This window comes from Microbulbifer maximicatervae (SeqCode), from assembly GCF_056232625.1.
Window position 1 is genome coordinate 4,627,716 of record NZ_CP174324.1, and the last position, 24,582, is coordinate 4,652,297.

Below are 24,582 nucleotides of genomic sequence, written 5' to 3' on the forward strand. Positions count from 1 at the left end.
CAAAAAAAATTGTGCGGCGCGCCGGAATTATTGTGGATCTTTATTACAGGCCGTTGAATGATTGGAGACTAAACGAACGAAAGCGGCGTTTCGGTAGGGAATTGTGACGGTTTTTGCATTCATAAAATTAATTGCGCCAGCACCTGTTCCCAGGTATTGGTAGATGCCATATAAAGGCCTGTCAAAATTACGGGTCCAGTAATCTCCCCTTTGAGTTTTCGGGAAAAATTCAGTCGCAATTAGAGGTCTGCCAGATTTACTCTCCTGCAGGATAATGGATCGTAACTCTGTAATATCGGGGAGTCTCCAGTTTTGCGTTGCACACAATTTCTGTTGATTGGTATTGCGAATCAGGTCCTCGGTATCACATCGCTCTTCTTCAAAATAACAATCTCCATTATTTTCTATACCCTCTTCATATTGATACCATGAATAGGTCCACCTTCCATCGTGAATTCCTTCATCGTCGGTTTTAACTTCCCAAAGAAGCCCTGTATCGGTGTCGCAGATACAGGACCAGGGGCCTGCCCAAGCCTCGATAGGCTCCCCATTTTTATCAATTTTAACTAAGTGGTATTCCCTTGGTAGAGGTTGTGATGGTTGGTGCAGTATGGCTGCACAGACCGTGATTACAGGAAAAATGAATACCCAAAATATGCGCACAAACATTATTGATCTGCCAACTTGATTTTGACGGGGAGGGCGTGGCGAGTGTGGGCGATTTGCGAGTGATCAAAGGCAGAAACCCAGAGGCAAATACCGTCTTTTATTTCTACATCTAACGCTGACCCAGTATTTAATTTTCGCACCATCTCCATAGACCATTGGCCGTCCTGCCAAACAGCATAGGCCCTGACATCGGCACGATCTCCCTCAAAGCGATTTGAGGTATAGAGGACTGAAGGCATAATCGTATTGATAGGATAATTGTCATCTTCAGCCGTGTATGGCTGGTAATCAAACCAGGAAATAGTCCAATCGCTCTTTGTATCCTCGTTTTGATATGGCGTCAGGCTGGAGGGACTTTTGGGTAGTCGTTTTGGTGTAACGTTTTTTGAGGAGTACCACTTCCAGTTCATTAAGTATGCCCCGGACTCTTTGCCATCCTGGAGATATCCTGCGGTATAGCGGCGAGCTCCTGGCCTTACAATATCAGGCTTGCCAATATAATTGTCATCTGCCAAGTGCATTTTATTGGTTCTTACTGCTTTCCAGTGCCAGAGATCGTGTATTTCATCGGATGAGCTGTAGTGGTAGCCCTTGCCATGCCAATTTGCGGGCAACTGTGCTGATGGTTTGCGGCCCAGGTGAGAGGTTCCCGAAGCACCGAAATCACAGGAATTGGAAAGCAGGATGGCAAACTTATCTTCATAGTGACGGGTTTCATTAAAATTTTGAAAACCTTGCTGTTGTATTTCCCAGCCAGAACCAATTTTTTTCAGTGGTAGGTGTTTCAGGCTTTCAGTGGGATCTTCCCAAGTGATATGAAAAAATATTTCCTGTTGGTTATGCAAGGCTCTCAAGTTGACGGTTGAGCTACCATCAATAAAGTTAGCACCTCCGTCAGTATGGATTTTAAGTGATATGGTTGAGGACCATGCGGATTCTTGGGGGATGCCATCTATGTTTATAAAGGTTTCCGGACTTATTTTCTCAACTGTAAGATCGTGGTAACTGTTATTTGTAACAATAATCCAAAGTAATAAAGTGATACAGCCGGTAGATAAGTAGGTAAAAATTGAAGTTCGATAGCCCGATCGAGCATTGGGAAGTAAATAACTCAAAGTCTTCAGGCCATAGGTTGTTAGGTAAACGCCAGCGTGAAGGAATATATAGAGTAAGATCGCAAAAGCACTATAAAAGTGTGCCTGGCGAAAGATAGAAGGATTGCCGGAACCAATAAATAAAATCCAGCCACTTAAGATCATGAGTGTTAAAAAAAATGAGCCAATGCGTGTTACTACTCTATGGTAGCTAATTGATGTTTTATTAGCTTCGCTGGATGAGTTTGTATTTTTTAATTTAATTGTTACTTTATAGAATAAGTAACAGAGAAGGATGGTTGAAGTAACAATTGCGACAAAGAAGTGAATATCATGAATCTGTCCCTGGGGTAAAAGTTCTTCGATATTTCCAATACTTGGCTTAGTCAAGGTGGAGATACGGAGCCCCGTTAGCAGACTACATAAAACTGCAACAATGGCCACGCTGTGCAGAATTATCCAAAGAGTACTCTTCGGTTGTTTGGCCATGGGAGTATTCCAAAAGGGTTTAGGCTAGTAAAAAAGTGTGGCATTTATATTAATTAAAATAGACTACATTCTGCTGATGGAGTCACGGCGCCTAAAAAATGAGGAATGCGCTGCGCTGTAGTAACGCATAAAGGATGAATGCCGATTCCGAGCTTACCGAGATATAATCACAGCGAGTCTCAGTTGTAGAGTCTCCTTTCCGCCTGACCCAATAGTGTACTACTCAGTATTTTGACCTGTTCAGAAAAAATAGCGGGATAACTTATTCTTGTTGGTATTCGGCATTCTGTAACTACTCATGCAGCTGACACTTATTCAGGCTTTCACTTTTCTCCAAATCTTCCGATATGGCCATAAGTTTCGGGTGGTCACTTCTCCAGTCAAAATCTTCATGGCGAAAATCAAGATAGGATAGTGCTGAGCACAAGTTAATATGTGGCAAGCTAAGACTGGCGGGTAATCGATCCAGGTGCTTTTCCAGGTAATCTAGAGATCTCTCAATAGCACTGAAGTAGCGCTGCCACCAAAAATCAGACCTGAGTTCTTCCCGTGCGCGCAGCTTTTCCATTTGCAGATGCACTGCTGCGTCCATTAATCCAGAGCTGATACTGTGAAAAGTATACAGATCCCAATTGTTGTCCAGTGGTGCAGATAAGTGACCATCCCCTAAGCTTTTATCAAGAAATGCACAGATGACTTCGCTGTCAATGATCGAGGAGCCATTATCCAGGGTTAGACAGGGGACTTTTCCCAAGGGGTTGCTGGAAATAAGTTCGTCGTCATTGTGAAAGGGGTGAGAGAAATGCTCTGTTACCACAGAGTGCAGGCGCTGTTCTTGCACAACAATGCGCGCCTTGCGCGCAAAGGGGGAGGAAAAGGTCAAGTACAGTTGCATAGGCCAAGCTCTTTTAGGCTGCGTGCCCTTTCAGCAACTGCAGTGACCGCTAGTGCTGCTACGAGCAACTGTTAACGCGTACTTTAGTGATGGGTAATCACTGAAGTAATGCGGTTATAGAGGTGCTGTTTTAAGTAGGCTCTCTGTTTTTTGAGGCTGGAATAGTGATCGTCGTCGGTGCCAATACCACTATCCTGAAGGCCTCTTATTTGTTTATCCAGTTTGCTGTAGATGTCGTTTTCAAGTTTGAATTGAATATCGTCTTCGATGAGCTGCTTGATTGTGTCTGCATATTCTGGGAAATCCACCGAGAGCTCGTGTGAAGCAATGGGCATAAGGGACCTCCACAATCGATATTAGTTAATGAAGTGTAGGTTCAGTCTTGCCAGTCACAAAAATGCAATTCTAGCGCTGCTTCCCTTAATCAACATAGTTATAAAGTGAAGTTAATATAAGTCTGTATATAGCCATTTGATATATATAAAAGTTGAAGCTATTTTATTAGCAAATATTTTTTACCCTCTTTTTTTTGATTATTGGTAATTGTTAGTCAGGTGAGGCTTAAACAGAGGGCTGGGTGGAAATGACGGGCACAAAAAAGCCCGACAATTACTTGTCGGGCTTTTTTGTTAGCGGTTCTGCTACTGGGCTTAGGCCGAAGCCTCCAGTGGGGCAAAGCGCAATTGGCGCCTCTGCAAAAGCTCACCGAGGTAGAGTTTTAAGTAGGCTGCAGCGGCCCGCTTCCCCTCTGCTGCGGAGTCTTCTGTTATTTTCCCAAAGCGGGAATAAGACTGGGAGCAGAAAGAGTCGTTAATGTTGATGGCACACATAAACCGGTCTCGCCAATCCTGAGAGGGTGGTAACTCAAACTCCCGAGACAGGTTCTTGATCAGAGTATCTGCCAGGCGCCAATTGTTTTCCATTTGTAGTTGGCGTAATGCCCAACTGGACTGAGGTCCAAAATGTACTTTTAGTGCCGCGAGATTCTCTTCATAGTAGCCGCGCACAAGGTCGCACAGCTGATTAAGCATATCCTGCCAGCTTTCTGACGGAGAAAAATCCGAATGGCCCAATACTACGTCACCGAAAGACTTATAGTGACGCTCGGCCAGGGCGGTTAAGCTGGCATCTACACTTGGGAAGAAATGATAAACAGACGCTGCTGGAACACCTGCAACCTGACTAAGGTTTGCGAGGCTAATATCCGTAGAGTCTTGTTCAGTAATTAATACTTCAAGGGCGTCAAGAAGCTTTTCATACTTCTCCCGACCATTTTTGCGTTGTGGTTTGCGCGGACTGGCGGTGTCGCGCCGGCTGATTGCTCGTCGATCGATTTGGTTCAAACTACCTCCCCCTTTAGACAAGCGGTACTGGCCATGGGCTAGCATACGCTTTACTTCCATGTAAAAAATTGTCTTTTGGAATTGATTATTATAATCGTACCAAATTCGGGCGAGCAAGAAGAACTTGTTTGATTTGTGGGGTAGTTCCATCTTAATTAATTAAATTCGGCTAACAGGTATTTCTGCCAGCCGAATGGAAATGCAGCTAGTGATAATGTAGCTCTGTCGCCTTTCCTCGGAAGACGTAATAAGAGAAAACGGTATAGGCGAGGATGACGGGAACCACTATTACCGCACCCACAAGAATAAATTTTAATGAGGCGGTGGCACTGGCTGCCTGCCAAATATTTAGTTCGCCGGGAACAATATCAGGGAAAAAGCTGAAGGCCAGGCCGATAAAGCACATCAGGAAAATAACGACGACCGTAAAAAAAGGAACCGCTTTATGTCTATCTGCAGGCTTAGGCATTCTCGCCAATAGAACATCATTGGAGACAAAGGCAATAAAGCACAGGGTGGGGACGAGTAGTACAAACATAACCAGAGGGTAGGTAAACCATCGGTCGAATACTGTTGGGTTTACCAGTGGATTGATGGCCGATACTGCAACCACCCCAAGCAGGGTGGCCCGCCCTGCGTAACGGGTCCATGTGGTCGCTCGTTTTTGCAGCTCCGACTCGGTTTTAAGAACCAGCCAGGCGCCGCCAATATAGGCATATGCGGCGGTAACTCCCAGAGCGCTGAGCGCTGAAAAAAGCTGTGCAGACCAGTCGGGCTTAAAGCCAATCACGTACTGCCCCAGCATGTACCCCTGCGCAAGGCTGGTAATAATAGATCCCGCTTTAAACGTTCGATCCCAGGTTAGCTTTTTGTCGATGGCAGCTTTTGCACGAAAGTCGAATGCCACTCCTCGCATGATTAGCCCGACCAGCATAATCGCAGCTGGTATATATAGGTGCATTAACACCAGGTTGTGTGCGATTGGGAATGCAATCAGGAGCAAACCGATTGCCAGCACTAGCCAGGTTTCGTTGGCATCCCAAAAGGGGCCAATGGATGCGATCATGGTATCCCGCTGCGATTCCTCCTCTTCTCCCATGGGGAGCAAAATGCCCACACCAAGATCGTAGCCATCCAGAATTCCGTAGACTATTACCGCCAGGCCCATAAGGGCGACAAAGGCGACAGGCAGCCAATAGGCCGCTGCAGAAGCGCTACCGGTCATTTGCCTTCTCCCTTGTCATTTTTCTCGGTATCTTTTGGGCGGTTGGTTAAGCTAGTGCCGGCGAATAGTTCCTGAGTTTCAAACTCCTCGACTTTTACAGACTTCAGGGCCATCACTTTCAGGGTTCTTATGTACGCATAGAGCAATATCACGTAGACAACCAGATAAAGGGTTAGGGAAAAACCGACATGAGAAGGTGGTACTGGAGTAACAGCGTCGGCGGTTTTCAGTACTCCTGTTACGAGCCAGGGTTGGCGTCCAATTTCTGTGACATACCAACCGGCCAAAGTGGCTATCCAGCCGGAGAATGTCATCGCGACCAGGGTTTTGAGCATCCAGCGAGGCAGCTCACCTTTACGCAATAGGTAGACCCCTCCCCAAGCGGTTAGCAGCATCAATATTCCTATGCCGACCATAATGCGGAAGGCGAAAAATACGGGGGCTACCGGTGGGTGATTATCGGGGAATTCATTTATTCCCTTGATCTCACCATCCCACTCATGGGTAAGGATAAGGCTGGCCATCTTGGGAATGCCGATCGCCAAATGGTTGGTTTTTTCTTCTCCGTCGGGTATCGCAAATAACAGCAGGGGTGCGCCGCGCTCTGTTTCCCAGACCCCCTCCATTGCGGCGACTTTTTGCGGCTGGTGCTCAAAAGTGTTGAGTCCGTGTAAGTCACCCACATAGATTTGAATCGGAATAAAGATGGCAGCAAGAATCAGTCCCGTTTTAAGGGCGAGCCGGGGCGCGCGTTTGGGGTCTCCTTTAAGAATCCGATAAGCGGAAATCCCCGCAACAAAGAAAGATGCCGTCAAACCCGAAGCCAGCAGCATATGTGTAAGTCGGTAGGGGAAAGAGGCGTTAAAGATAATTTCCATCCAGCTTGCCGGGTAGGCGACTCCATCCCGTAAATCGAATCCGGCAGGTGTTTGCATCCAGGAGTTGAGAGCAATAATCCAAAAAGCGGATAGAGTGGTTCCTGTTGCCACAATAAAGGCAGATAAAGTATGTATTTTGCTTGGCACCTTATTAATGCCAAACAACATAATGCCGAGAAAGGTTGCTTCGAGAAAGAATGCAGTAAGTACTTCGTATCCGAGAAGCGGGCCGGCGATATTGCCGACCTGGGCCATAAAGCCGGGCCAGTTTGTTCCGAACTGGAATGACATGGTGATGCCACTCACTACGCCGAGAGCAAATGTCAGGGCAAAGACTTTTACCCAAAAACGATATGCGCGCATCCAGACCGGATTATTAGTTTGGTCGTAGCGTAATTTAAAAAAGAAAACGATCCACGCGAGTGCGATGGTGATGGTTGGAAATAGAATATGAAAGCTGATATTTGCGGCAAACTGTATCCTGGAAAGGATCAGGGTATCTAGCATGAGAGCCTCTGCTGGTCTGAGATCTTTGAACCAGTGAGCCGATTAGCACCTCCTGTGCTAATCGGCACTGCAAGAAAATATAGAGGCAGGTGTGTGTTCCCGCGTATACAATCCTGCAGGAGCCGACTTTGGATCGGCTGCGGCACGGCCTTGTGCCGTTTTTAATCCAGCACTATGGGCTGCTGGATTAAAAATATGCCGGGGCTTTTAGCCATGGATTTGGCCCTATGGGTTTCTCCCCGGAATAAGTACTTCAGATGAAGGTGTTATTTCGCTTTGAGTGCAGCGGTATATTCCTCGTGCTAGCGTTTTTTTCGCTAGTTTGAGGTGTTCTGTCCACCTGTCATCTTACTTTTGAGTTCCAGTAGCTTGACGATACCGGAGCCTAGCTTCATCAATTTAAGCAGGTCCTGGTGTTCTAGCTTGCTGAGTGTGTTGGCAAATTCTTCGAGCAGCTCCAGCAAGCTGTAAACTTCCTGGATTTTTTCTTGTGCCTGGGCATCCAGCTCATCTTGGGGTTCATTGAGCAGCAGCTGGCGAAGCAGACTTAATGTAGGGTCGAGCTCTCGCTTGCGGCGCTCCTCGAAGACAGTGCGAGCGAGGTCCCAGATTGACCCAGCTGCAGTGAAATAATCTTTGCGATCGCCCGGTTGATGATGCAGCTCAACCAAGCGCCAGGCCTGTAGCTCTTTGAGCCCCATACTGACATTGCCACGACTGATCTTCAGTGCCTGGGCCAATTGCTCGGCATTGAGTGGCGTGGGATGAATGGTGAGTAGGGCAAACATTTGCCCCACCGTGCGGTTGAAGCCCCAGCGGCTACCCATTTCACCAAAGTGCAGTACGAATGCCTGGGCTTGACTCGATAGTTTCATTTACTTCTTAAGTTTCAGAAATTTCTGAAAATTGTAAATGTAAATTGATCTATGTCAATCACCAATTTAGAAAATAATGTGAGGCCAGCGAAAGGCTCCCTGATTCTGATCTGGGGAGAGGCTGGTTATATGCTTAAGCTACTTTTGGCTCTTTGGTACCAGTTGTCGGGCACGATAAAGCCTCTGCGGGCTTCGCCATTTTTATCAACGGCGGCGATGCACAGGGGGTGGATAAAACTTTCGGGCAGCAGCGCTTCTAGTAATTGATCGGCAGTCATGCCGGTGGTGCTGCTCTGAGGCGCCAGCCAGGCTTGCTTGGGGAGCGCCAGCCACTCGAGAGTACTGCGGTTTACCTGGCTCAGGGAGAATGACCGAAACTCAGATAACGATACCCACCAAAGATCATGACTGGAGGGCCGGCGAAATGTATCCAGCGGTTTGAATAGTCTCCCGGGCATTAGCGCCCACTGGCGATCTATCTCTAGGCCGTGCTTTTTCAGCATTGATTGAACTGCCGGCATTTCAATCAGTGGTAGTTGATGATCTGCCATTCTTGCCAGTTTGATATCCAGTCGGTCCTTGATTCCAGGCCCTACCCAATGGATATCGGTAACCTGGAGATAAAATTTTACGGCAATTTCCCAGTGTTCACACTGGTTGCTGGGCAGGTGTTGCACGACGAAGTCGAGTTCCCCCAGTGTCTTGCCGCCGGACCTTAGAGGGAGGTTTTGGTAGAGCAGCTGGTAGTCGGGATGTTTGTCAAAGGCAAATGACCAGAGCCTTTCAAAGTAAGTGCCCAAGCGGTTATTGGGTTTGTTGAGGCTGAGTTCGTGCAGGTAATTATCCAACTCAGGGGAAAGTGCATCTTTTACTTTTGGGCAGGAGAAGTATTCCAATAAGGACGTTCGTCGCGTGGGGAGAAGCCAGGGGAGTTGATTAGCTGCACTAAAAGCTGTAACGGAGTCCTCGCTAGTGGGAGTATCCGAACTTCCCACGGACCACATTAAGTTGTCCCAATTATCTACCTGTCCGCTTTTCAGGGAGGAAATCATGGCCTTCTGTATCGTTTCCTGAGTCATTAAACTTCTGTATATTGCTAAAATACAAGACAGATTGGTGAAATCATCTATGATTGCTTTACCATCTGAACTAAAAATAATAATTACACTTATAAGAATCGATCCGAGCACCAAGAAAATCAGCGAATTACCGATGTCGAAATAAGTCCCCTGGCAGTGGAGTTTCTGCCTTGATTTCGTTATCCATCTCCAGTGCCAGCTTTAATCTGGGAGTTGATTTTGCTCGGGTATTTTTCTTACAGTGACTGATACTGGAGAAAATCATGGAATCAGGTCCCCTTATTTCGATCGGCTTGCCTATCTCGCTGTTTATCATCATGGTGGGAATAGGGATGACCCTAACTGCCAGGGATTTCCATCAGGTAACGGTAAAGCCTATTGGCCTTATTATCGGAACTTTTACCCAAATTCTCCTGATGCCAGCTATAGCAATTGGCCTCTGCTGGGGCTTAAATCTACCACCGGCCATTGCTGTTGGCCTAGTCATTATTGCCGCCTGTCCGGGAGGCACAACATCGAACCTGTTTACCTTGATGGCTCGCGGCAATGTGGCGCTTTCTATTGTATTAACAGTTTCTGCCAGCCTGATTACTATTGCCAGTTTACCGCTTTTCGCAAATTATGCGCTTCGAACTTATTTCGGAGCTGACCAGACTGTAACTCTGCCATTCGCCAGTACAGTGGTGATGTTATCCAGTATTGTCCTCTTGCCTGTTGTGATAGGGATGCTATTTCGTGCTTGGAGACCGCACCTGGCTCGCCGCGCAGAGGGAATAGTCAGTATTTTTGGCGGGGTTGTATTGCTTGCACTGGTAGCAGGCCTTATCTGGGGAATTCGCGATCGCCTTGCAGACTTGATGGTTCAAGCTGGACCCTCGGTCATTCTATTGAATCTCTGTGGTGTGCTATTGGGGCTTCTTATCAGCCGGGTTGTTGGCCTGCCAAAGCGGGAAGGGGTTGCGGTTGCAACGGAACTCGGTATTAAGAACAGTACCATCGGAATGATGGTAACCCTCACGCTCTTACACTCGAGTGAGATGTCCGTGCCCTCAGCAGTTTACGGTGTATTGATGTTCCCATCTGGCGTTCTTTTGGCGTTATATGGTCGCCGTGGTGCAACGAAAAAACTGGCCTCAGAGACGGAAGGAGCAGGTGAAGTAGGGTAGTAAATGTTGCATTTACCGAAAACTAGACCATACCTTTACTATTGAGGGTGTGGTCGATCTTGGAAAAGTGAGCTCGCCTATACCAATTTCTGTTACTGCACTATGAATTTCAATAATTCTAATGTGCGGCCACGGATTACTGAATGTCCTTTTTAGGTATATGTCTAAAACCAGGCATTGAGTTGTCTCAACCCCAGATTGTAAAGTCAATATGTTCAAGGGTTTTACGGCGAAGCGCAGCAAGAAAAATACAATCAACAACAACCTAAAATTAGATGCTCTGGTCTGGAAGAGAATATTGGAGCAGTCGACCCTCAGTGGTAATGATTCTGGGGTAGGTAATGCGGCTAAACACAGTATTGTTGTTTCTCTGACTAGTTATGGAAAGCGAATCCATGATATCCATTTATGTATCGAGAGTTTATTTCAGCAGTCGCTAAAGGCGGATTTAATTGTACTTTGGCTATCGACCAAAGAATTTCCAGATTATATGTTGCCCAACATTTTAATGAGGCAGGTGGATCGTGGGTTGAGAATTGAATTTGTTGATGAAGATCTAGGACCTTACACAAAGTATTATTACGCGCTTCAAAAATTTCCTGATAGCCTGATAGTCACGGTGGATGACGATATCCTCTACCCGATGGATGCCATCGATATGCTGTATCAGTCATATTTAAAGTTTCCGTCACATATTTTCTGTCATCGAGCTCACAGGATAGGTGTTGATAAAAAAGGTAATGTATTACCTTACAATAAATGGAGGACAACGCGGGAAACTTGGAAGTGCAGTATGAATATCAAACCTTCTTATCGCGTTTTTCCTACTGGAGTTGGGGGTGTTTTATATTATCCCGGCTCTTTACATCCCGATGTTCTGAATAAAGATAAGTTTTTGGAGTTATGTCCTAATGCGGATGATATCTGGCTTAAAGCCATGAGCATGAGGCAAGGAGTCCGTTGCGCAAGAGTGCCAGATGTTCGTTTCTGGAGGGATAGGTTTTTAACAATCCCTGGGTGTCAGGCTAGCGGCTTGAAGAAACAGAATTTAAAGGGAAAGTGTGGTAACGATAAGAAAATACGCAGAGTATTCTCTGAATATAATTTATCTCAGTTACTGTTAGAGTGAATAGGCGCTGCTTAATCTAGAGTTAATGTAGCTGTCGCACTCTAAGGTTGATATTTTGCTTTCAGTTTAATCTCAAATTGCTACCACTTATAACGAAACCCTAATTCCAAGCCTCCGGAAAAACTATTCCCCAGGTTTTCCAAACTGCTGCTGTAATAAATTTCTGAATAGATAGAACAGTGATCACCGCACTCATCGTAGCTCGCGCCCAAGCGCAATTCACCGTACCAGGTATCAGGTTTTTGACTAAGTCGGGTTTCCGATACGAGTAAATTAGTCCTCTGGTCGATATTGTAAATAAGGCTTGGAGTTGCGAACAGAGAGAACCTTTCCAAGGGAATTGAGCCATACATATTGCGACTACTCTTACGTTGGCTCTTGCGCTTTTCAAAGATGGTTCCCAAGCGTAAGAGGAAGCCATTGTTATTGATATCTGTAGCTTGTACTGCATAGATATCCTGCAAGTTATTGGCTTCCTCCGAGGTGTAAATCAATTGCGCATGGGGTGTCCAGGAATAGTAATCATGCAGTTTAAAACTCTTGCCGCCCTCGATAGACAAGGCGTAACCAAATGCTTCATCGCTATTATTGAGTTCGCGCAGTGATTTGGCATCCATTTCAAAGTCAAACCAATTTAGCTTAAGTTGACTATCAATAAAAATGCCATCCAATCCATACCAGGTGACAAATGCGCTGACGCCGTAGTTACTCGCATCGATTGAGCCATCACCAAAAAATGAACTCACATCGTTATTTGAATCGCCGTAGTGCAAAGCGGCGCTGCCAATAAGTTGGCTTCCAAATACGGAGACTTGTATTGGTAAATCAAAGCCCACTTGTACTTGATAGTAAGTCTGTTTCCAGTTTGCACGGGTACTGGACTCATTGGGGTCAAGGGTAATATGCCGGGCAGAGTTCCTGATCCAAAGTCCACGATTATCAATTGCCTGCTCTTGGGCATCGCTATACTCGCTACTGGCCAAGTCCAAATAGCTTGTACCTACCCAATAGCGATTGCCCAGGCGGCTGCGCAGTGAAGAGGGAATATTGAGTGTTCTGAGAATTTGCGGGAGGGCTTCGTAGAGTACTGCAGTAGGTTGCCAGCGGATCATTCCGCCTTCAGGAAATACTGAAGAGTTATCCACAGTTGAACGCAAATACCAGCTGCCATCATCACTTCCTCCTGCGCCGTTCTGGTGCAATGTGTAAGCATAGGCTCCACCTATCACTGCCTGCTGATCATCTTTACTGACAAAGTCCCCTGCCAGGGTGAATTGTGCATTTGATTCGCCTTTAACGGAAACCACCTTAATGCCATTGCCTTTTGTCCTCTTTCCTTTACCTGAGCGGTTAAAGACAGAGATAGTGGTAGTGCCAGAGCTGTCTCCTTCTACAATTAGTTGATCGCTCTGTGAGAAATCATCTTCAAGGATGGCGTCTACCCATAGGCGCCCATTGTCAGAGCGGTACTGCCCATAGTTTCCATTATCGTCTTTGGCTATGGTGAGGGTGTTGAACCTATTGTTGGATAGATCAATGGTTCCACTATTGGATACATCTCCTGAAATTACATAACTGTCGCTATCAAAAAATGCCTGTCCACCCCAGCGAATATCCAGGCCGAGGGAATTTCCTTCCGAATCGATACCTCCTCCGACAGCTAAACTCCCAGTGAATGTCATTTTGGAGCTACCCCAGATAACGACTCTTTCCCAATTGTTTAGAAGAGTCCCATCAACAGAGTAATCCAATTTAAATATTAAATTGTCGACTTCACCATCATTTGCACTGAGATCATCACCACCATCCAGTATGACGTCTCCATCGAAAGAGTGTGAATCTATCAGTAGGGTGTCTGATCCGGAGCCGCCTCGAATTTCGTTACTGATGCCCTCATCCCAATAGATATAGTCATCGCCGTTTCCGCCATCCAGGTAGTTAAAAATGAACCCTCCATCCAAGGTGATGGTATCGTTTCCTTCTCCTCCCCAGACGTGAAAGGACAGCCCATCGAGTAGAATCAGGGTGTCATCTCCATCGCCTCCATGAATGCCTCCTCCCCCGAGATAATTCCCTACATCACTGGATCGCTCATCGAGAGTTATCGTATCGTTGCCAGCGCCACCGTCGGCAAATAAGGTAACAATCCCTCCCGTGATAGTAATTTCGTCATCTCCCTCTCCCGCAAGTACATTTTCCGCCGTTCCACCGTTAAGAATGATGGTATCGTTGCCGGCATAAGTTTCTATGTCCGCACCATCGGGGTCATTGTCTTCGTCACAGGTGATTTCATCTGCGGCAGTGGTACCACTATTGCCGGGGGTACATTGTGCTAGAGAGTGGCGGCTAAAAATAAGCAGTGCAGAAACCGTCATAATGAGTAGGAATATTTTTACGAATCCTACAGGAGAAAGCTGGAAACCAGTTTTTTGGGGAGACACAGTTATTCCTTTATATTGTGCCAGATAGTTGTAATACCGATTAAGTTTTTAGCGGCGAAGTTATAGTTGGGGACAACGCAGCTCGAGTGTGACTTAACTTCAAATTTTAAGAGTATTCACTGTCGCCCAACTGTATGAAATTGCTCCGGTAACTAGAATTTAACGCCTACCCCGAAATTTATGATCCAGGGGTTGTAGTCAAAATGGGCATAGAGGCGATCCCTGCCCAATTCAGTAGGGAAGTCGATAGTGGCATCGGTGTCTGCCAGGTAATAAATCGCGGATGCGTTAAGTAGTAGAGGATATCTCCAGTCGCGGAAATCAAAGATATAATCCAGGCCGGCTTGCAGCCCCCAATCCCACGAGTGCCCCATATTAAATGATCCCGGTGCGACCGAGAGCTCTGAATCTATCAGGTATTCGTTAAACTGGCGGCTGATTTCAACGGTGTGGAAATTGGTGTAATTGATTCCTGCACCGATATAAGGGCGAGCGCGATAGGATGGATCTAAGAAGTACCAGTTGCCGAAAACCATTGTCGTTGTAGTGCTAAAGTCGCCGAGCTGGATTTGGTTTCGCCCAGGGTTGCCGGTGAAATTATCCAGTTTTGTACCATAGCTGGCGCCATTAATATGCATTAATTCTATGCCCCAGCGATCGCTGGGCCGCCACACTCCCGATATTTGCCATGCATGGGTCGAGTCGATTTGCCAACTGCTGTTGTATAAATCCCATTGCTGTAAAACTCTGTATTTAAGCGCGGTGCCCTCATCGTTTGGCTGGACATAAGTCAGGCCAAAACGAACAATAAATTCACCCCATTCGATATCACGCCAATCATCCTGGGCATGGGTCGATAGTGCTGAGAGAGTGAAAAGTAGAGTAATAATTCCTTTATTAATTCCTTTTGAGGTCATCTCGATATCCATCTCTGAAAATCCGGACACAGGCAAAACAGCTTATCTGCCATAGGTGGCTGTGGTTGATAATTATTGGCAGTACATGGGCCAAGTACCCCAAAAAGTAGCAGGACTGAAAAAGACCGTAGGGAATTTTTCAAAATTTGAGGCCTAAATTATCTAGCCAGGTTTACAGGGAGAAGGGAATTTATAAGAAGAGAAAGAATAATGCGCTTGGTGCCTTTGGGGGTATAAGTGTCTATTCGGGTTTACAGGGAAATTTCCACTGCGTGTCTTGGGTACAGTGTATTCTTTCCCTCTTTTCCAATGATAAGGCTGGGCTATGGGAGATTACCCAGGGGCACTTTTTCCAGATTGCGGGCGTACTCCAGGAACTTCTGTGCTGCTGGTGATAGTGGGCGTGATTTGCGTCGAGCTAAATACCAGTGGGTGACAATAGGAAGCTCTTCGACATCGAGAATTGACAAGCCTGCACGCCCGCCAAATGCCAGGGTATGCTCCGACAATATAGAGACCCCCAGACCGGACATAACCGCGTGCTTAATGGCTTCATTGCTCTCAATGGTCATACGGAGCTTGAGGTCTACATTACGTTTGCGCAGGAACTGTTCAATGGCATGGCGTGTACCGGAGCCCTCTTCCCGATGTAGGAACTGACATCCTGCAAATTCTTGCAGGGAGATTTTCTTGCGGGAGGCCAGTGGGTGGTTCTCAGGCGCTATAGCCAGTAATCGGTTGGGTAGAAACTCCACCAGCTCCAGGTCCTGGCTCTTTGGAGGGTGGCTGAAAACGTAGAAGTCATCTTCATCCTCACCAGTGTAATCAATGATCTGTTGGCGGTTGCCCACCCTGAAGTGGATATCCAGTCGCGGATGCTGCTGATAAAACTCCCCGATCAGGTGGGGGATAAAGTATTTGGCGGTGGTCACTACTGCCAGTTGTAGGCTGCCGGTATCCAACCCTCGCAATTGGGCCAGTTTCAGGTCCAGATACTCGTAACTCTTCAGGATTTCCCGGGCACTTTCTACCAGGGTTTGCCCGGCCTCCGTAAATTGCAGTTGCCTGCCCACCGAGTAATACAGAGGTAAACCCACCGCATCGGAGAGTTTGGCCAGTTGCATCGATACGCTCGGCTGGGTTAGGTGCAGTTTTCTGGCTGCGGCGCTGATATTGCCCAACTCATAGACGCAGAGCAGGATCTCCAGTTGTCGAACGGTTCCAATGCGGGCATGGGCACGAGTTAGGGGCACAAAATCACCTATATAGGTTTTGGTTTATAGTTTACATAATAAATATCTATTTTTATCTATCAATAGCAATTCCGATAATGCGTCAATTTCAATAACCAGTGGGGGCATTATCAATGCAGAGATCACAACTCTTCTTTGGCGTGGTTGTCGGCTTGTTAGTTTTATGCGCAGGCTTGTCAGTAAATCTTGCCGGTATAAACGGGGTTCCCTTGATGGCTGTAGGCCTAGTAGTGGTTCTGGCCAATGCTGCTTACTGGCTGATGGCGCAGCAAACCCCGAAACGCATACGTATCTCTAATAATCGCTCCAGACAGCGCCGGGGACAGCGATAGAGATGCAGTTGGATATTGTTGTTGGTTTCTTTCTGCTGGGCGCCTTTGCCCAGCTGGTTCGCAGTGACCTGCGTTTACCCAAAGGTCTTTACCAGAGCTGCGTTATCTTCCTGCTAATCGCCATCGGCCTGAAAGGTGGTGCTGCTTTAAGTGCGTATTCCGCTGCCACCCTGGTTCCCCAGTCCCTGGCGGTGGTGGCTTTTGGTGCCCTGTTACCCCTGGTGGCTTTCCCTATCTTGCGCTGGATTGGCAAGTGGTCACGTGTGGATGCGGCGGCAACGGCGGCGCACTATGGGTCTGTCAGTGTTGCCACCTACGCGGTGGCTGTAGCCCTGCTACAGTCACAGAATATTGAATACGAAGCGTATTTCCCTCTGTTTGTAGCGCTTCTTGAAGTCCCGGCAATCATTGTCGGCATGTTGTTGGCGCGGCAATCGATGGGCAATTCGAGCAAGCGCCGGGTGTTTCACGAGGTCACCTGCAACCAGGGAGTACTGTTGCTCCTGGGGGGAATCGTTATCGGAGCCTGGGCTGGAGAGCGCACCGCTTCAGTAATGCCTTTGTTTGGGACCCTGTTTCATGGCATATTGGCGCTCTTTCTGCTGGAAATGGGGCGTGTCGCTGCGGCGCGGTTGGCCGATGTTAGAGGGCAGGGTGCTTTCCTGCTCAGCTTCGGCATTTTTATGCCGCTGATTGGCGGTGCCGCTGGCGGTATCTTGGGGAGTTTGTTGGGTTTGTCGCCTGGTGGTATCTTTCTGCTCGCGGTGCTCGGTAGCAGTGCCTCTTATATCGCTGTGCCTGCGGCTATGTCCGTTGCCCTGCCGCAGGCCAATGCTAGTGTGTCCATCACTTTGTCCCTGGCAGTTACCTTTCCTTTCAATGTGCTGGTGGCGATTCCCGTCTATCTGGCGCTCGTTCAATATTGGAGTTAATCGCAAGTGAAGCCGATTCCCTTTGAAAAAGTCACTATCGTAATGGGTTCCCGCTCGGATTGGGCCACCATGAGCAACGCGACTAAGCCTCTGGAAGAGCTCGAAGTTCCCTTTGCTACTGCTGTGGTTTCGGCCCACAGAACTCCCCAGCGCATGGTTGAATTTGCCAGCCGTGCCCACGAATCCGGTACCGAAGTGATTATTGCCGGCGCCGGCGGCTCCGCCCACCTGCCGGGTATGATCGCTGCTTTGACTCCCCTGCCTGTGATCGCAGTGCCGGTTGAGAGCCGCTTTATGACGGGTATGGACAGCTTATTATCCATTGTGCAGATGCCTCGCGGTGTGGCGGTAGCAACCCAGGCGGTCGGTGCTTCCGGTGCCTACAATGCAGGTTTAATGGCTGCGCAGATGTTGTCTTTGGCTGATGCGGAATTGCAGAAGCGCCTGATCGCCTGGCGTGAGCGCCAGACCGAGCAAGTCCCGATCACGGTTGAGTGATAGGAGATCGTTGTGAGTAAGAGACGAGTTGCCATTATTGGCTGTGGGCAGTTGGCACAGATGATGGCTCAAGAGGGGCAGCCCCTCGGAGTGGAGTTCAGTTTCCTGGCTGAGACCGGTGAAAACACCGACTGTGTGAAGGGACTGGGGACTATCGTGGAGATGGAACCGGGACAGGACCCTGAAGCCTTGTATCAGGCATTGGGACGCCCGGAAGTGATCACCAGTGAGAGGGAGCAAGTGAGTGTGGACTTGCTGCGCTCATTTCAGCCCTTCTGTCCGGTATATCCGGACCCGCATATTACAGAGAAGGCCCAGCACCGCTTGCGTGAGAAGCGAGCACTCACAGACGCTGGCCTGCCTGTTGCACCTTTCGCAGCAGCACAGGGTGAAAAAGAGCTGCGGGAAGCGGTCGACCAACTGGGATATCCGGCGTTTATTAAGAGCTGTGAAAATGGCTACGACGGCAAGAACCAATGGTGTGTGAAGAGTGCTGCAGACTTGGATGCTGCCATTCCCCAAGCTGGAGATCAGGAGTGTGTGGTTGAGGCTGGGGTGAATTTCGCCTGTGAAGTCTCCATTATCGGTGCTCGTTCGGCATCCGGTGAAATCAAAGCTTATCCGCTGACGGAAAACCGCCACCGCAACGGCACCTTACTGCTGTCCACCGCTCCCTACGACAACCCGGAGCTGCTCAAGGCCGCAGAGGGTTACCTGGCGACCCTGCTGAAGGACTGGGACTATGTGGGTGTATTGGCCGTTGAGTGTTTTGTCAGTGAGGGCGGCCTGATTGTCAACGAAGTGGCACCGCGAGTTCACAACAGCGGTCACTGGACCTTTGTCGGCCCTGAGGCTAGCCAATTTGCCAATCATATCCGCGCGATACTGGATATGCCCCTGGGCGATACTGCCTGCCCGGTGCCAGTTGCGATGGTCAATATGTTGGGGGTTGATGTAGCTCCGAAGCAAGATAACGATGGTGTTTGGCTGTACGGCAAAGCACTTCGCCCTGGGCGCAAAATGGGTCATGTCATTTTACAGGACCCGGATATGGAGCACCTGCGTCAGCGCAGCGAAAGTATGATTGAAGAACTTTACGGCGAAAAGATTTAGTGCTTACTGAATATTGCGCATCGGGTTCTTGAACTTGAGTTTGTAGCCGGTACCCCGCCACATGGGAGTGCCGGCTCGATAAGCCGCCCGGGCAATCATATGGACACCAATTGGCACTGTAAGTAATAAGAATAAAATAGCGGCTATGGCCCTGGCTGTTACCTGAGCGTCGCTAAAAAGAATTGCTACGCCCGCCAGCAATAATCCGCAACACACCGTAGCCCCTTTTCCCGATGTACTCATTCGAGTGTAAAAGTCCGGCATTCGCAGCAAGCCCAAAGCGGCGCTGAACCCAAAAAAACTGCCCACCAGAATTATCAAAGCGATAAAAATTTCATCAAATGTCATCATGATCCCTATGGCTGTGGGTGACTGTGCGCGAGCCGCTTTTTTCAATAAAACGGGCAAAGGCCACACTCACTAAAAATGCGACCAGGGCCAGGGCGATGGCAGCGTCCAGATACACGGGTTGTCCCGAGGCGATTGCCAGTAGTGCACAGTAGGCTACCGCCAAAATATTGAGAACATCCAGGGCGACAACCCTGTCTGCTAAGGTGGGGCCCAAAGCGATACGCAGGAAGCACATCACCAGGGCGAGTAACAATAGAAAGGAAGCAATATTGATTGCTACTGTGACCAGTGGCGAATGAATATCGATAATTGTGAGAAACATCAGGAAACAGCCTCCTTAACCCGTTTCTCAAATCCCTCCCTAATCTCCTCGCGAAAGGTTTCTGGATCACTGACAAACATAGTATGTACGATTAAGGCATCATTGTTGGGTGTGACATCCAATACCATAGTGCCCGGTGTCAGCGAAATTAAATTAGTGAGAATAAAAATCTGGTTTCTATCGAGCCTCTCCATGGGTAGTCGTACTACCAGGGGCCGGCTTTGCAAGCGGGGCGAAAAGACTTCGTAGGCGGCACGCAGGCTGGATAAAACAAGCTCCTCGATAAAGAAAAAGAATAAATGAGCCAAACGGGGCAAGCGGGTAAAGTAAGTCTGTGCCCCGGGTAATATAGGTGAGACTCGCAGTGCCAGAAATCCGATCAGAAAACCAAAGAAAAAATTTGCCATGGAAGCATTGCCGGTCAGGGCCGACCAACTGATCGCGAGCAATAAATTTAATAGAAAAATACGCATTTCTATTTATCCATCCCAAAGTTAATGAGTGGTACCTGGTAACACGGCGTTCAGGTAATCATCAGGCTCCAATAACTCTCCGGCAGCCCCCAGGGAGTATTCGATAAAAGGCTCGGGAACCAATCCCAAAGCCAAAGTGATTAATGCCAATAACGCGACTGGCAACAGCCGCTGGAAGCGCTCTGCGCCGCTGAGGCTATATAAATTCTTGCAGTGCTCCTGGGGGTGTGGCTTCCAGAATGCCTCTGCCCATATTTTACTCATTGAAAATAGGGTAAGCGCCCCGGTAATCAGTGCGACGGCAGCGACGATATAGGCGGCTTGATCGAGGCTTGCTTTGACTAATAGCAATTTTGCCCAGAACCCAGATAATGGTGGGAACCCCGCTAAGCTAAATGCGGCGATAAAAAAGAAAGTAGAGAGAAGTGGGCTGGCGCGATATAAACCACCAATTTCATTGAGCTCATAACTACCAGTAAGGCGCTGGGCAGTACCGCTAATCAGGAATAAATTTGTCTTTGCCACAATATTGTGGACCATGTAGAACACAGATCCGGCCAATGCTAAAGGGCTGTTCAGTGCTAATCCCAATACCAGGAATCCAATCTGGCTGATGATATGGAATGCGAGTATCTTGCGGAATTCGTACTGTGCTGCTGCGCCCAAAACACCCGTCAGCATGGTGAGTAATGCAGCTCCCAATAAAATATCCCGGGTGAAATCCAAATCATTGGGAAATATTAAAGTAAAGGTGCGAATTAGCGCATAGACGCCGACTTTGGTCAGAAGACCGGCAAAGACAGCGGTTACAGCGACCGGTGGAACATGGTATGAAGCGGGCAACCAGAAAAAGAGTGGAAATATTGCCGCCTTAATTCCAAAAGCGCAGATAAAAATAACTGCCAATGTTGAAATCGCGACGGGATTTTGTACCTCGGCCAGAGAAATATGCAGCTGCGCCATATTAAGGGTGCCGGTGAGACCATAAAGCAACCCGATAGAGGTCAGCATCAACAGCGTGGATACAAGGTTTAATGCTACATACTTGATGCCACCGTCCAGCTGTATTTTTTCACCCCCCAGTACCAGCAGTGCGAAAGAGGCAATCAGCATCACCTCAAACCACACATACAAATTAAATAGGTCGCCGGTGATAAAGCTACCGCTAACACCGGCCAATAACAGTTGAAAGAAACTGTGAAAGCCAAGTTTCACCCGTTTCTCACTGATATCTGAAATGGCAAATAGAGAGACACACAAACCCACGATGGCACTGATCAACAGCATTACCGCACTGAGCCGATCGGCGACCAATGTGATTCCGAAGGGAGCCTGCCAGTCTCCCATTTGCCCAGCCTGAGGGCCCTGGCTTTCTACCAGGACAAGAATATAAAGGTTAATGCAAAGGGCAGTGAGGCATCCCAATATCGAAATGGCAGAGCAAAGGTATCTACGGCCTCGAGCGGGAAATGTGATTAACGCCGTGGCGATAGGGATTAGGAATGGCAGGGCCAATAACCAACTCAAGTGGTCTTCTTCCTCTTGGGTTTGACAGGCTCGGCAATACGCATGCTATCCACATCTAATGTACCCAGCTCACGGTAAGCCTGGGCGATCAGGGCTAGGGCAAAGGCCAGCAGGCCGAAGCCAATTACGATTGCGGTTAGGATCAGGGCTTGGGGTAGGGGATTGGCAACAATAATTTGCGGGGCTTCCTGATCCTTGGGTACCAGCGGTGGTGAGGCGCGTGTCAACCGCCCCGCGATGAAAATTGCCAAGTTGGCGGCATTGCTAATCAGTACCAAGCCGAACAGATAGTGCAACAGGTGGCGGGCTAGCATAAGGTAGACTCCGGTAGCAATCAGGATGCCGACGACAACGGCGAGGGGAGCTTCCATATCAGCTGGCCTCTTCCAAGGCAAAAATTAGTGTGAGAACGGCTCCGAGTACTGTCAGATAGACCCCAATATCAAAAAATAAAAGATTGCTGATAATGATTCCGCCATTTTCTTTGCTACCTACAATGGCAAACCACTGCCCGGAAAAGGGGCCGTCTCCCCAAAATAGAGCCATCAACCCAGATAATCCGGCGATGACAACTCCCCAGGCGGCGAGAGTTCCTGGAGGTATGCGCAGAGCACTTTGTGCCGCCTCCATCCCCCAAGCCATGGCAAACAGAGCAAAAGCAGAAGCGGCGATTAATCCAGCAATAAATCCGCCTCCGGGATAATTGTGTCCACGTAACAGCATATAAATGGAGAAGACCAAGATCAGCGCTACCAACACACGGGTCGCTGTCTGTAGGATAATAGAATTCACTGCTTGCCCCGTCTTAAATGATGACCGAGTAAGGTCACCGCAGCGACAGCTGCGGTAAACACCACAATAATCTCCCCGAAAGTATCCAGGGCCCGGAAGTCCACCAGAATGACATTGACGATATTGCGCCCATGAGCCTCGGGTACAGCAGCTTCCTTGTAAAATTCACTCACTGGGCTCTCGAATGGGGTTTGCAGAACCACCAGAATGCTAATGGTAAATAAAAGGCCAACTGTGGCACCGAGCAGTGCATCCCTGGGACGAAAGCCTTCCTTCTTACCGGGAGTAAATACGGGCAGACGTGGAAGAATCGCAGCAATTAATACCAAGTAGAGTGTTTCCACCAGAATCTGTGTAATGGCCACATCCGGTGCACCAAAGAAGAGATAAATTAGAGCGATACCCACACCAAGAGCGCCGAGAGCGCAAATGGCGGTGAGAGGTTTACGCGCAAAACCCGCAGTAAACGTACCTCCTACCGTCAGCAGTATGGCTGCCCACTCTTTTAAATTAAGTCGTGGCGCAGTGTATTCCAGTGAGAAGTGGCCGGTATGAACAAAGGCATAAAAAAGGGCCATCGAGAGCGTAACAAAGATGACTGTGAGATAACGACGCATAATTCCATTTTGCAATATGCGTGTTTGCAGTGCGGCAAAAGTTTTTAATAGTTCTAAGGATTTATCCCACAGTAGATCGGCGCTAGTTGGCGCATGGGTAAAGTCCCAGTTTAGCCAGGCACGCATACGTTTAAGATTGACATACATAATCACTCCGAGCACAAAAGTAAGAATGCTCATCAGGAGCGGAATGTTAATACCGTGCCAGAGTTTCAGGTCGATGGTTTCCGGAAGGCCAAGTATCGCTGTCAGTGCCGGTTCTACCAGTCCGCCACCGACTAAGTCCGGGGCCAAACCAAATGTGAGGCCGAAGGCGCTTAAAACTAGTGGGCTTATCCACAAACCAGGAGGTGCCCAGCGAATACGACTGGCATCTTTGGGGGGAGGGCCAAAGAAGGGTTTGATGGCCACCATGCCGGCTACTGTCACCGTTACTGCATTGGCAAAAATTGCTGCTGTGCCCACCAGTGCGGGCTCTGAAGCGACCGCCAGTGCACCTTCATATTTCAGTTCTTTACCAATAAACCCCAAGAACGGCGGGAATCCTGCCATGGATAGGGCTGAAGCCAGTGCAGCTATAAAAGCAAAGGGCAATAACTTCGCCAGGCCATGAAGCCTGGTTAAATCCCGAGTACCTGTCTGCCGATCGATAATGCCCACCACCATAAACAGTGCGGCTTTATAAAAAGAGTGAACCAGCAAGAAAGTAATTGCAGCGGCGACGGCAGCTGAAGCATCAGAACCCAGAAACATGGTGATAGTGCCCAGAGCGATCACGGTGGTATAAGCGAGGGCCAGTTTCAGGTCTGTTTGACGCAGGGCGGCCAATGCCGCCACTGCGGCAGTGGCAATACCGGTGCAGGTTAAAATCCACTCCCAGTATTCAGTGTGAGCCAGTACCGGATGTAGGCGCGCAAGAAGGTAAATACCGGCTTTGACCATAGTGGCGGAATGTAGATATGCGCTCACCGGTGTTGGCGCCGCCATGGCATTGGGCAACCAAAAATGGAAGGGCAGCTGTGCCGACTTTGAGAATGCTCCGATAAGTACCAGTATCAAGATAGGAAGATACAGTGAACTGGATTTAATCTGTTCACCTTTAATTAACAATTCTTCAAGATCATAGCTATCGACAATCTCTCCCATTAATAGGAAAGCGGTTAGTAAGCAAAGTCCCCCTAAGGCAGTTACCAGTAAGGCTTGCAATGCTGAGCGTCGTGCAACAGCACTGGAGTGGTTAAAGCCAATCAGGAGGTAACTTGCGACCGTCGTCACTTCCCAAAACACAAATAAAGTAATGAGATCGGATGCCAATACCAACCCCAGCATTCCGATCATAAATAGATAGAGATAAAGGAAGAAACGTCGCAATAGTGGATTGCCACGTAAATACTCAGCTGCGTAAATGGTGATAAAAAATCCAATACCGCTGATTAATAAGGCAAATAAGAAGCTGAGGCCATCGATATAGAAGCGTAGGGATACGCCCAGCTCTGGAACCCAGCTAATGCCAAAAGAAAACTCTCTACCAGCGGAAATGTCGGGCAGATGAAAAAGTAATGACAAAGCGATAATGGCCGGAGGAATCGGAGAAAGCAGGGAGATCCATCTTCCCGGCGTTTTTTTATCGCCATTGCGACTTTCCATGTCGCCTGCTGATCCCAT

25 protein-coding genes are annotated in these 24,582 nt (G+C 48.2%); 6 read left to right on the forward strand and 19 right to left on the reverse strand.

Translation table 11 applies throughout. The features are described from left to right. Window positions 1-27: 27 nt before the first annotated feature. From ACJJI6_RS20175 to ACJJI6_RS20215, 9 genes are all read right to left on the reverse strand, one after another. Entirely contained in the window at window positions 28-669 is a 642-nt protein-coding gene (locus ACJJI6_RS20175) for an Lcl C-terminal domain-containing protein (protein WP_444911528.1), read from the reverse strand. Beyond that, complete coding sequence (locus ACJJI6_RS20180) at window positions 669-2,252, reverse strand: ethylbenzene dehydrogenase-related protein (protein WP_475711885.1); 1,584 nt, start codon at window positions 2,250-2,252, stop codon at window positions 669-671. Before ACJJI6_RS20180 ends, ACJJI6_RS20175 begins: the two co-directional genes overlap by 1 nt. 292 nt (window positions 2,253-2,544) lie before the next feature. Further along, entirely contained in the window at window positions 2,545-3,147 is a 603-nt protein-coding gene (locus tag ACJJI6_RS20185) for a glutathione S-transferase N-terminal domain-containing protein (protein ID WP_444911526.1), read from the reverse strand. 83 nt (window positions 3,148-3,230) lie between these two features. Beyond that, window positions 3,231-3,482: an HP1242/YdcH family protein gene (locus ACJJI6_RS20190; protein WP_282931240.1), complete on the reverse strand. Its 252-nt coding sequence runs from the start codon at window positions 3,480-3,482 to the stop codon at window positions 3,231-3,233. A 315-nt stretch (window positions 3,483-3,797) separates the two neighbouring features. Continuing rightward, window positions 3,798-4,550 (reverse strand): TetR/AcrR family transcriptional regulator, encoded by a 753-nt coding sequence (locus ACJJI6_RS20195; protein WP_444896086.1) that lies wholly within the window; start codon window positions 4,548-4,550, stop codon window positions 3,798-3,800. A 145-nt stretch (window positions 4,551-4,695) separates the two neighbouring features. After that, window positions 4,696-5,715 (reverse strand): cytochrome d ubiquinol oxidase subunit II, encoded by a 1,020-nt coding sequence (gene cydB / locus ACJJI6_RS20200; RefSeq protein ID WP_475711886.1) that lies wholly within the window; start codon window positions 5,713-5,715, stop codon window positions 4,696-4,698. Then, a complete protein-coding gene (locus ACJJI6_RS20205) occupies window positions 5,712-7,100 on the reverse strand; it encodes a cytochrome ubiquinol oxidase subunit I (protein ID WP_444896088.1) in 1,389 nt (462 codons plus the stop codon). Before ACJJI6_RS20205 ends, cydB begins: the two co-directional genes overlap by 4 nt. 317 nt (window positions 7,101-7,417) lie before the next feature. Beyond that, window positions 7,418-7,975, reverse strand: coding sequence for a GbsR/MarR family transcriptional regulator (locus tag ACJJI6_RS20210; protein WP_282931244.1), 558 nt, complete (start codon window positions 7,973-7,975; stop codon window positions 7,418-7,420). Window positions 7,976-8,100: 125 nt separating this feature from the next. Next, entirely contained in the window at window positions 8,101-9,054 is a 954-nt protein-coding gene (locus ACJJI6_RS20215; RefSeq protein WP_475711887.1) for a DUF1853 family protein, read from the reverse strand. 263 nt (window positions 9,055-9,317) lie between these two features. On the opposite strand from ACJJI6_RS20215, the gene ACJJI6_RS20220 reads away from it, so the two are divergent. Together ACJJI6_RS20220 and ACJJI6_RS20225 are read left to right on the forward strand one after the other, a co-directional pair. Next, window positions 9,318-10,220 carry a bile acid:sodium symporter family protein gene (locus tag ACJJI6_RS20220; protein WP_413663327.1) on the forward strand — a complete coding sequence of 301 codons (903 nt, stop codon included), beginning with the start codon at window positions 9,318-9,320 and terminating at the stop codon, window positions 10,218-10,220. 211 nt (window positions 10,221-10,431) lie between these two features. Beyond that, entirely contained in the window at window positions 10,432-11,349 is a 918-nt protein-coding gene (locus ACJJI6_RS20225) for a glycosyltransferase family 2 protein (protein ID WP_413663326.1), read from the forward strand. An 80-nt stretch (window positions 11,350-11,429) separates the two neighbouring features. Here the strand turns inward: ACJJI6_RS20225 and ACJJI6_RS20230 are convergent, their stop codons facing one another. The 3 genes from ACJJI6_RS20230 to ACJJI6_RS20240 form a co-directional block, all read right to left on the reverse strand. Further along, window positions 11,430-13,790 (reverse strand): autotransporter family protein, encoded by a 2,361-nt coding sequence (locus ACJJI6_RS20230; RefSeq protein WP_475711888.1) that lies wholly within the window; start codon window positions 13,788-13,790, stop codon window positions 11,430-11,432. Between the two features lie 152 nt (window positions 13,791-13,942). Further along, window positions 13,943-14,737 carry an OmpW/AlkL family protein gene (locus ACJJI6_RS20235; RefSeq protein ID WP_413663324.1) on the reverse strand — a complete coding sequence of 265 codons (795 nt, stop codon included), beginning with the start codon at window positions 14,735-14,737 and terminating at the stop codon, window positions 13,943-13,945. 293 nt (window positions 14,738-15,030) lie between these two features. Next, window positions 15,031-15,960 (reverse strand): LysR family transcriptional regulator, encoded by a 930-nt coding sequence (locus tag ACJJI6_RS20240; RefSeq protein WP_413663323.1) that lies wholly within the window; start codon window positions 15,958-15,960, stop codon window positions 15,031-15,033. 113 nt (window positions 15,961-16,073) lie between these two features. On the opposite strand from ACJJI6_RS20240, the gene ACJJI6_RS20245 reads away from it, so the two are divergent. The 4 genes from ACJJI6_RS20245 to ACJJI6_RS20260 are packed head-to-tail and all read left to right on the forward strand — an operon-like array spanning window position 16,074 to window position 18,835. After that, complete coding sequence (locus ACJJI6_RS20245) at window positions 16,074-16,292, forward strand: hypothetical protein (RefSeq protein ID WP_413663322.1); 219 nt, start codon at window positions 16,074-16,076, stop codon at window positions 16,290-16,292. 2 nt (window positions 16,293-16,294) lie between these two features. Further along, the gene (locus ACJJI6_RS20250; RefSeq protein ID WP_413663321.1) at window positions 16,295-17,224 is read left to right on the forward strand and encodes a sodium-dependent bicarbonate transport family permease; all 930 of its coding nucleotides are present in this window, start codon (window positions 16,295-16,297) and stop codon (window positions 17,222-17,224) included. 6 nt (window positions 17,225-17,230) lie between these two features. Continuing rightward, entirely contained in the window at window positions 17,231-17,722 is a 492-nt protein-coding gene (purE, locus tag ACJJI6_RS20255; RefSeq protein ID WP_282931253.1) for a 5-(carboxyamino)imidazole ribonucleotide mutase, read from the forward strand. 12 nt (window positions 17,723-17,734) lie between these two features. Then, window positions 17,735-18,835 (forward strand): 5-(carboxyamino)imidazole ribonucleotide synthase, encoded by a 1,101-nt coding sequence (locus ACJJI6_RS20260; RefSeq protein ID WP_413663320.1) that lies wholly within the window; start codon window positions 17,735-17,737, stop codon window positions 18,833-18,835. Between the two features lie 3 nt (window positions 18,836-18,838). On the opposite strand, the gene mnhG is transcribed toward ACJJI6_RS20260, so the two are convergent. From mnhG to mbhE, 7 genes are read right to left on the reverse strand one after another with little or no spacing between them, the layout of a single operon-like run. Then, complete coding sequence (gene mnhG / locus ACJJI6_RS20265; RefSeq protein ID WP_413663319.1) at window positions 18,839-19,183, reverse strand: monovalent cation/H(+) antiporter subunit G; 345 nt, start codon at window positions 19,181-19,183, stop codon at window positions 18,839-18,841. Next, window positions 19,173-19,508 carry a cation:proton antiporter gene (locus ACJJI6_RS20270; protein ID WP_413663318.1) on the reverse strand — a complete coding sequence of 112 codons (336 nt, stop codon included), beginning with the start codon at window positions 19,506-19,508 and terminating at the stop codon, window positions 19,173-19,175. The genes mnhG and ACJJI6_RS20270 overlap by 11 nt, the downstream gene beginning before the upstream one ends. Then, window positions 19,508-19,981 (reverse strand): Na+/H+ antiporter subunit E, encoded by a 474-nt coding sequence (locus ACJJI6_RS20275; RefSeq protein ID WP_413663317.1) that lies wholly within the window; start codon window positions 19,979-19,981, stop codon window positions 19,508-19,510. Before ACJJI6_RS20275 ends, ACJJI6_RS20270 begins: the two co-directional genes overlap by 1 nt. A 21-nt stretch (window positions 19,982-20,002) precedes the next feature. Next, entirely contained in the window at window positions 20,003-21,508 is a 1,506-nt protein-coding gene (locus ACJJI6_RS20280) for a Na+/H+ antiporter subunit D (RefSeq protein ID WP_445362509.1), read from the reverse strand. Continuing rightward, the gene (locus tag ACJJI6_RS20285; protein ID WP_413663315.1) at window positions 21,505-21,879 is read right to left on the reverse strand and encodes a Na+/H+ antiporter subunit C; all 375 of its coding nucleotides are present in this window, start codon (window positions 21,877-21,879) and stop codon (window positions 21,505-21,507) included. Before ACJJI6_RS20285 ends, ACJJI6_RS20280 begins: the two co-directional genes overlap by 4 nt. A gap of 1 nt (window position 21,880) precedes the next feature. After that, window positions 21,881-22,300: a Na+/H+ antiporter subunit B gene (locus tag ACJJI6_RS20290; protein WP_413663314.1), complete on the reverse strand. Its 420-nt coding sequence runs from the start codon at window positions 22,298-22,300 to the stop codon at window positions 21,881-21,883. Next, the gene (mbhE, locus tag ACJJI6_RS20295) at window positions 22,297-24,582 is read right to left on the reverse strand and encodes a hydrogen gas-evolving membrane-bound hydrogenase subunit E (protein WP_475711889.1); all 2,286 of its coding nucleotides are present in this window, start codon (window positions 24,580-24,582) and stop codon (window positions 22,297-22,299) included. The genes ACJJI6_RS20290 and mbhE overlap by 4 nt, the downstream gene beginning before the upstream one ends.

Coding starts and splice junctions, on each gene's coding strand:
- ACJJI6_RS20205 (WP_444896088.1), bottom strand. CDS start 7,100: ATGCTAGATACCCTGATCCTTTCCAGGATACAGTTTGCCGCAAATATC.
- ACJJI6_RS20195 (WP_444896086.1), bottom strand. CDS start 4,550: ATGGAAGTAAAGCGTATGCTAGCCCATGGCCAGTACCGCTTGTCTAAA.
- ACJJI6_RS20225 (WP_413663326.1), top strand. CDS start 10,432: ATGTTCAAGGGTTTTACGGCGAAGCGCAGCAAGAAAAATACAATCAAC.
- ACJJI6_RS20185 (WP_444911526.1), bottom strand. CDS start 3,147: ATGCAACTGTACTTGACCTTTTCCTCCCCCTTTGCGCGCAAGGCGCGC.
- mbhE (WP_475711889.1), bottom strand. CDS start 24,582: ATGGGATCAGCAGGCGACATGGAAAGTCGCAATGGCGATAAAAAAACG.
- ACJJI6_RS20190 (WP_282931240.1), bottom strand. CDS start 3,482: ATGCCCATTGCTTCACACGAGCTCTCGGTGGATTTCCCAGAATATGCA.
- ACJJI6_RS20215 (WP_475711887.1), bottom strand. CDS start 9,054: ATGACTCAGGAAACGATACAGAAGGCCATGATTTCCTCCCTGAAAAGC.
- ACJJI6_RS20210 (WP_282931244.1), bottom strand. CDS start 7,975: ATGAAACTATCGAGTCAAGCCCAGGCATTCGTACTGCACTTTGGTGAA.
- ACJJI6_RS20220 (WP_413663327.1), top strand. CDS start 9,318: ATGGAATCAGGTCCCCTTATTTCGATCGGCTTGCCTATCTCGCTGTTT.
- mnhG (WP_413663319.1), bottom strand. CDS start 19,183: ATGACATTTGATGAAATTTTTATCGCTTTGATAATTCTGGTGGGCAGT.
- ACJJI6_RS20285 (WP_413663315.1), bottom strand. CDS start 21,879: ATGGAAGCTCCCCTCGCCGTTGTCGTCGGCATCCTGATTGCTACCGGA.
- ACJJI6_RS20245 (WP_413663322.1), top strand. CDS start 16,074: ATGCAGAGATCACAACTCTTCTTTGGCGTGGTTGTCGGCTTGTTAGTT.
- ACJJI6_RS20250 (WP_413663321.1), top strand. CDS start 16,295: ATGCAGTTGGATATTGTTGTTGGTTTCTTTCTGCTGGGCGCCTTTGCC.
- ACJJI6_RS20275 (WP_413663317.1), bottom strand. CDS start 19,981: ATGCGTATTTTTCTATTAAATTTATTGCTCGCGATCAGTTGGTCGGCC.
- ACJJI6_RS20175 (WP_444911528.1), bottom strand. CDS start 669: ATGTTTGTGCGCATATTTTGGGTATTCATTTTTCCTGTAATCACGGTC.
- cydB (WP_475711886.1), bottom strand. CDS start 5,715: ATGACCGGTAGCGCTTCTGCAGCGGCCTATTGGCTGCCTGTCGCCTTT.
- ACJJI6_RS20270 (WP_413663318.1), bottom strand. CDS start 19,508: ATGTTTCTCACAATTATCGATATTCATTCGCCACTGGTCACAGTAGCA.
- ACJJI6_RS20180 (WP_475711885.1), bottom strand. CDS start 2,252: ATGGCCAAACAACCGAAGAGTACTCTTTGGATAATTCTGCACAGCGTG.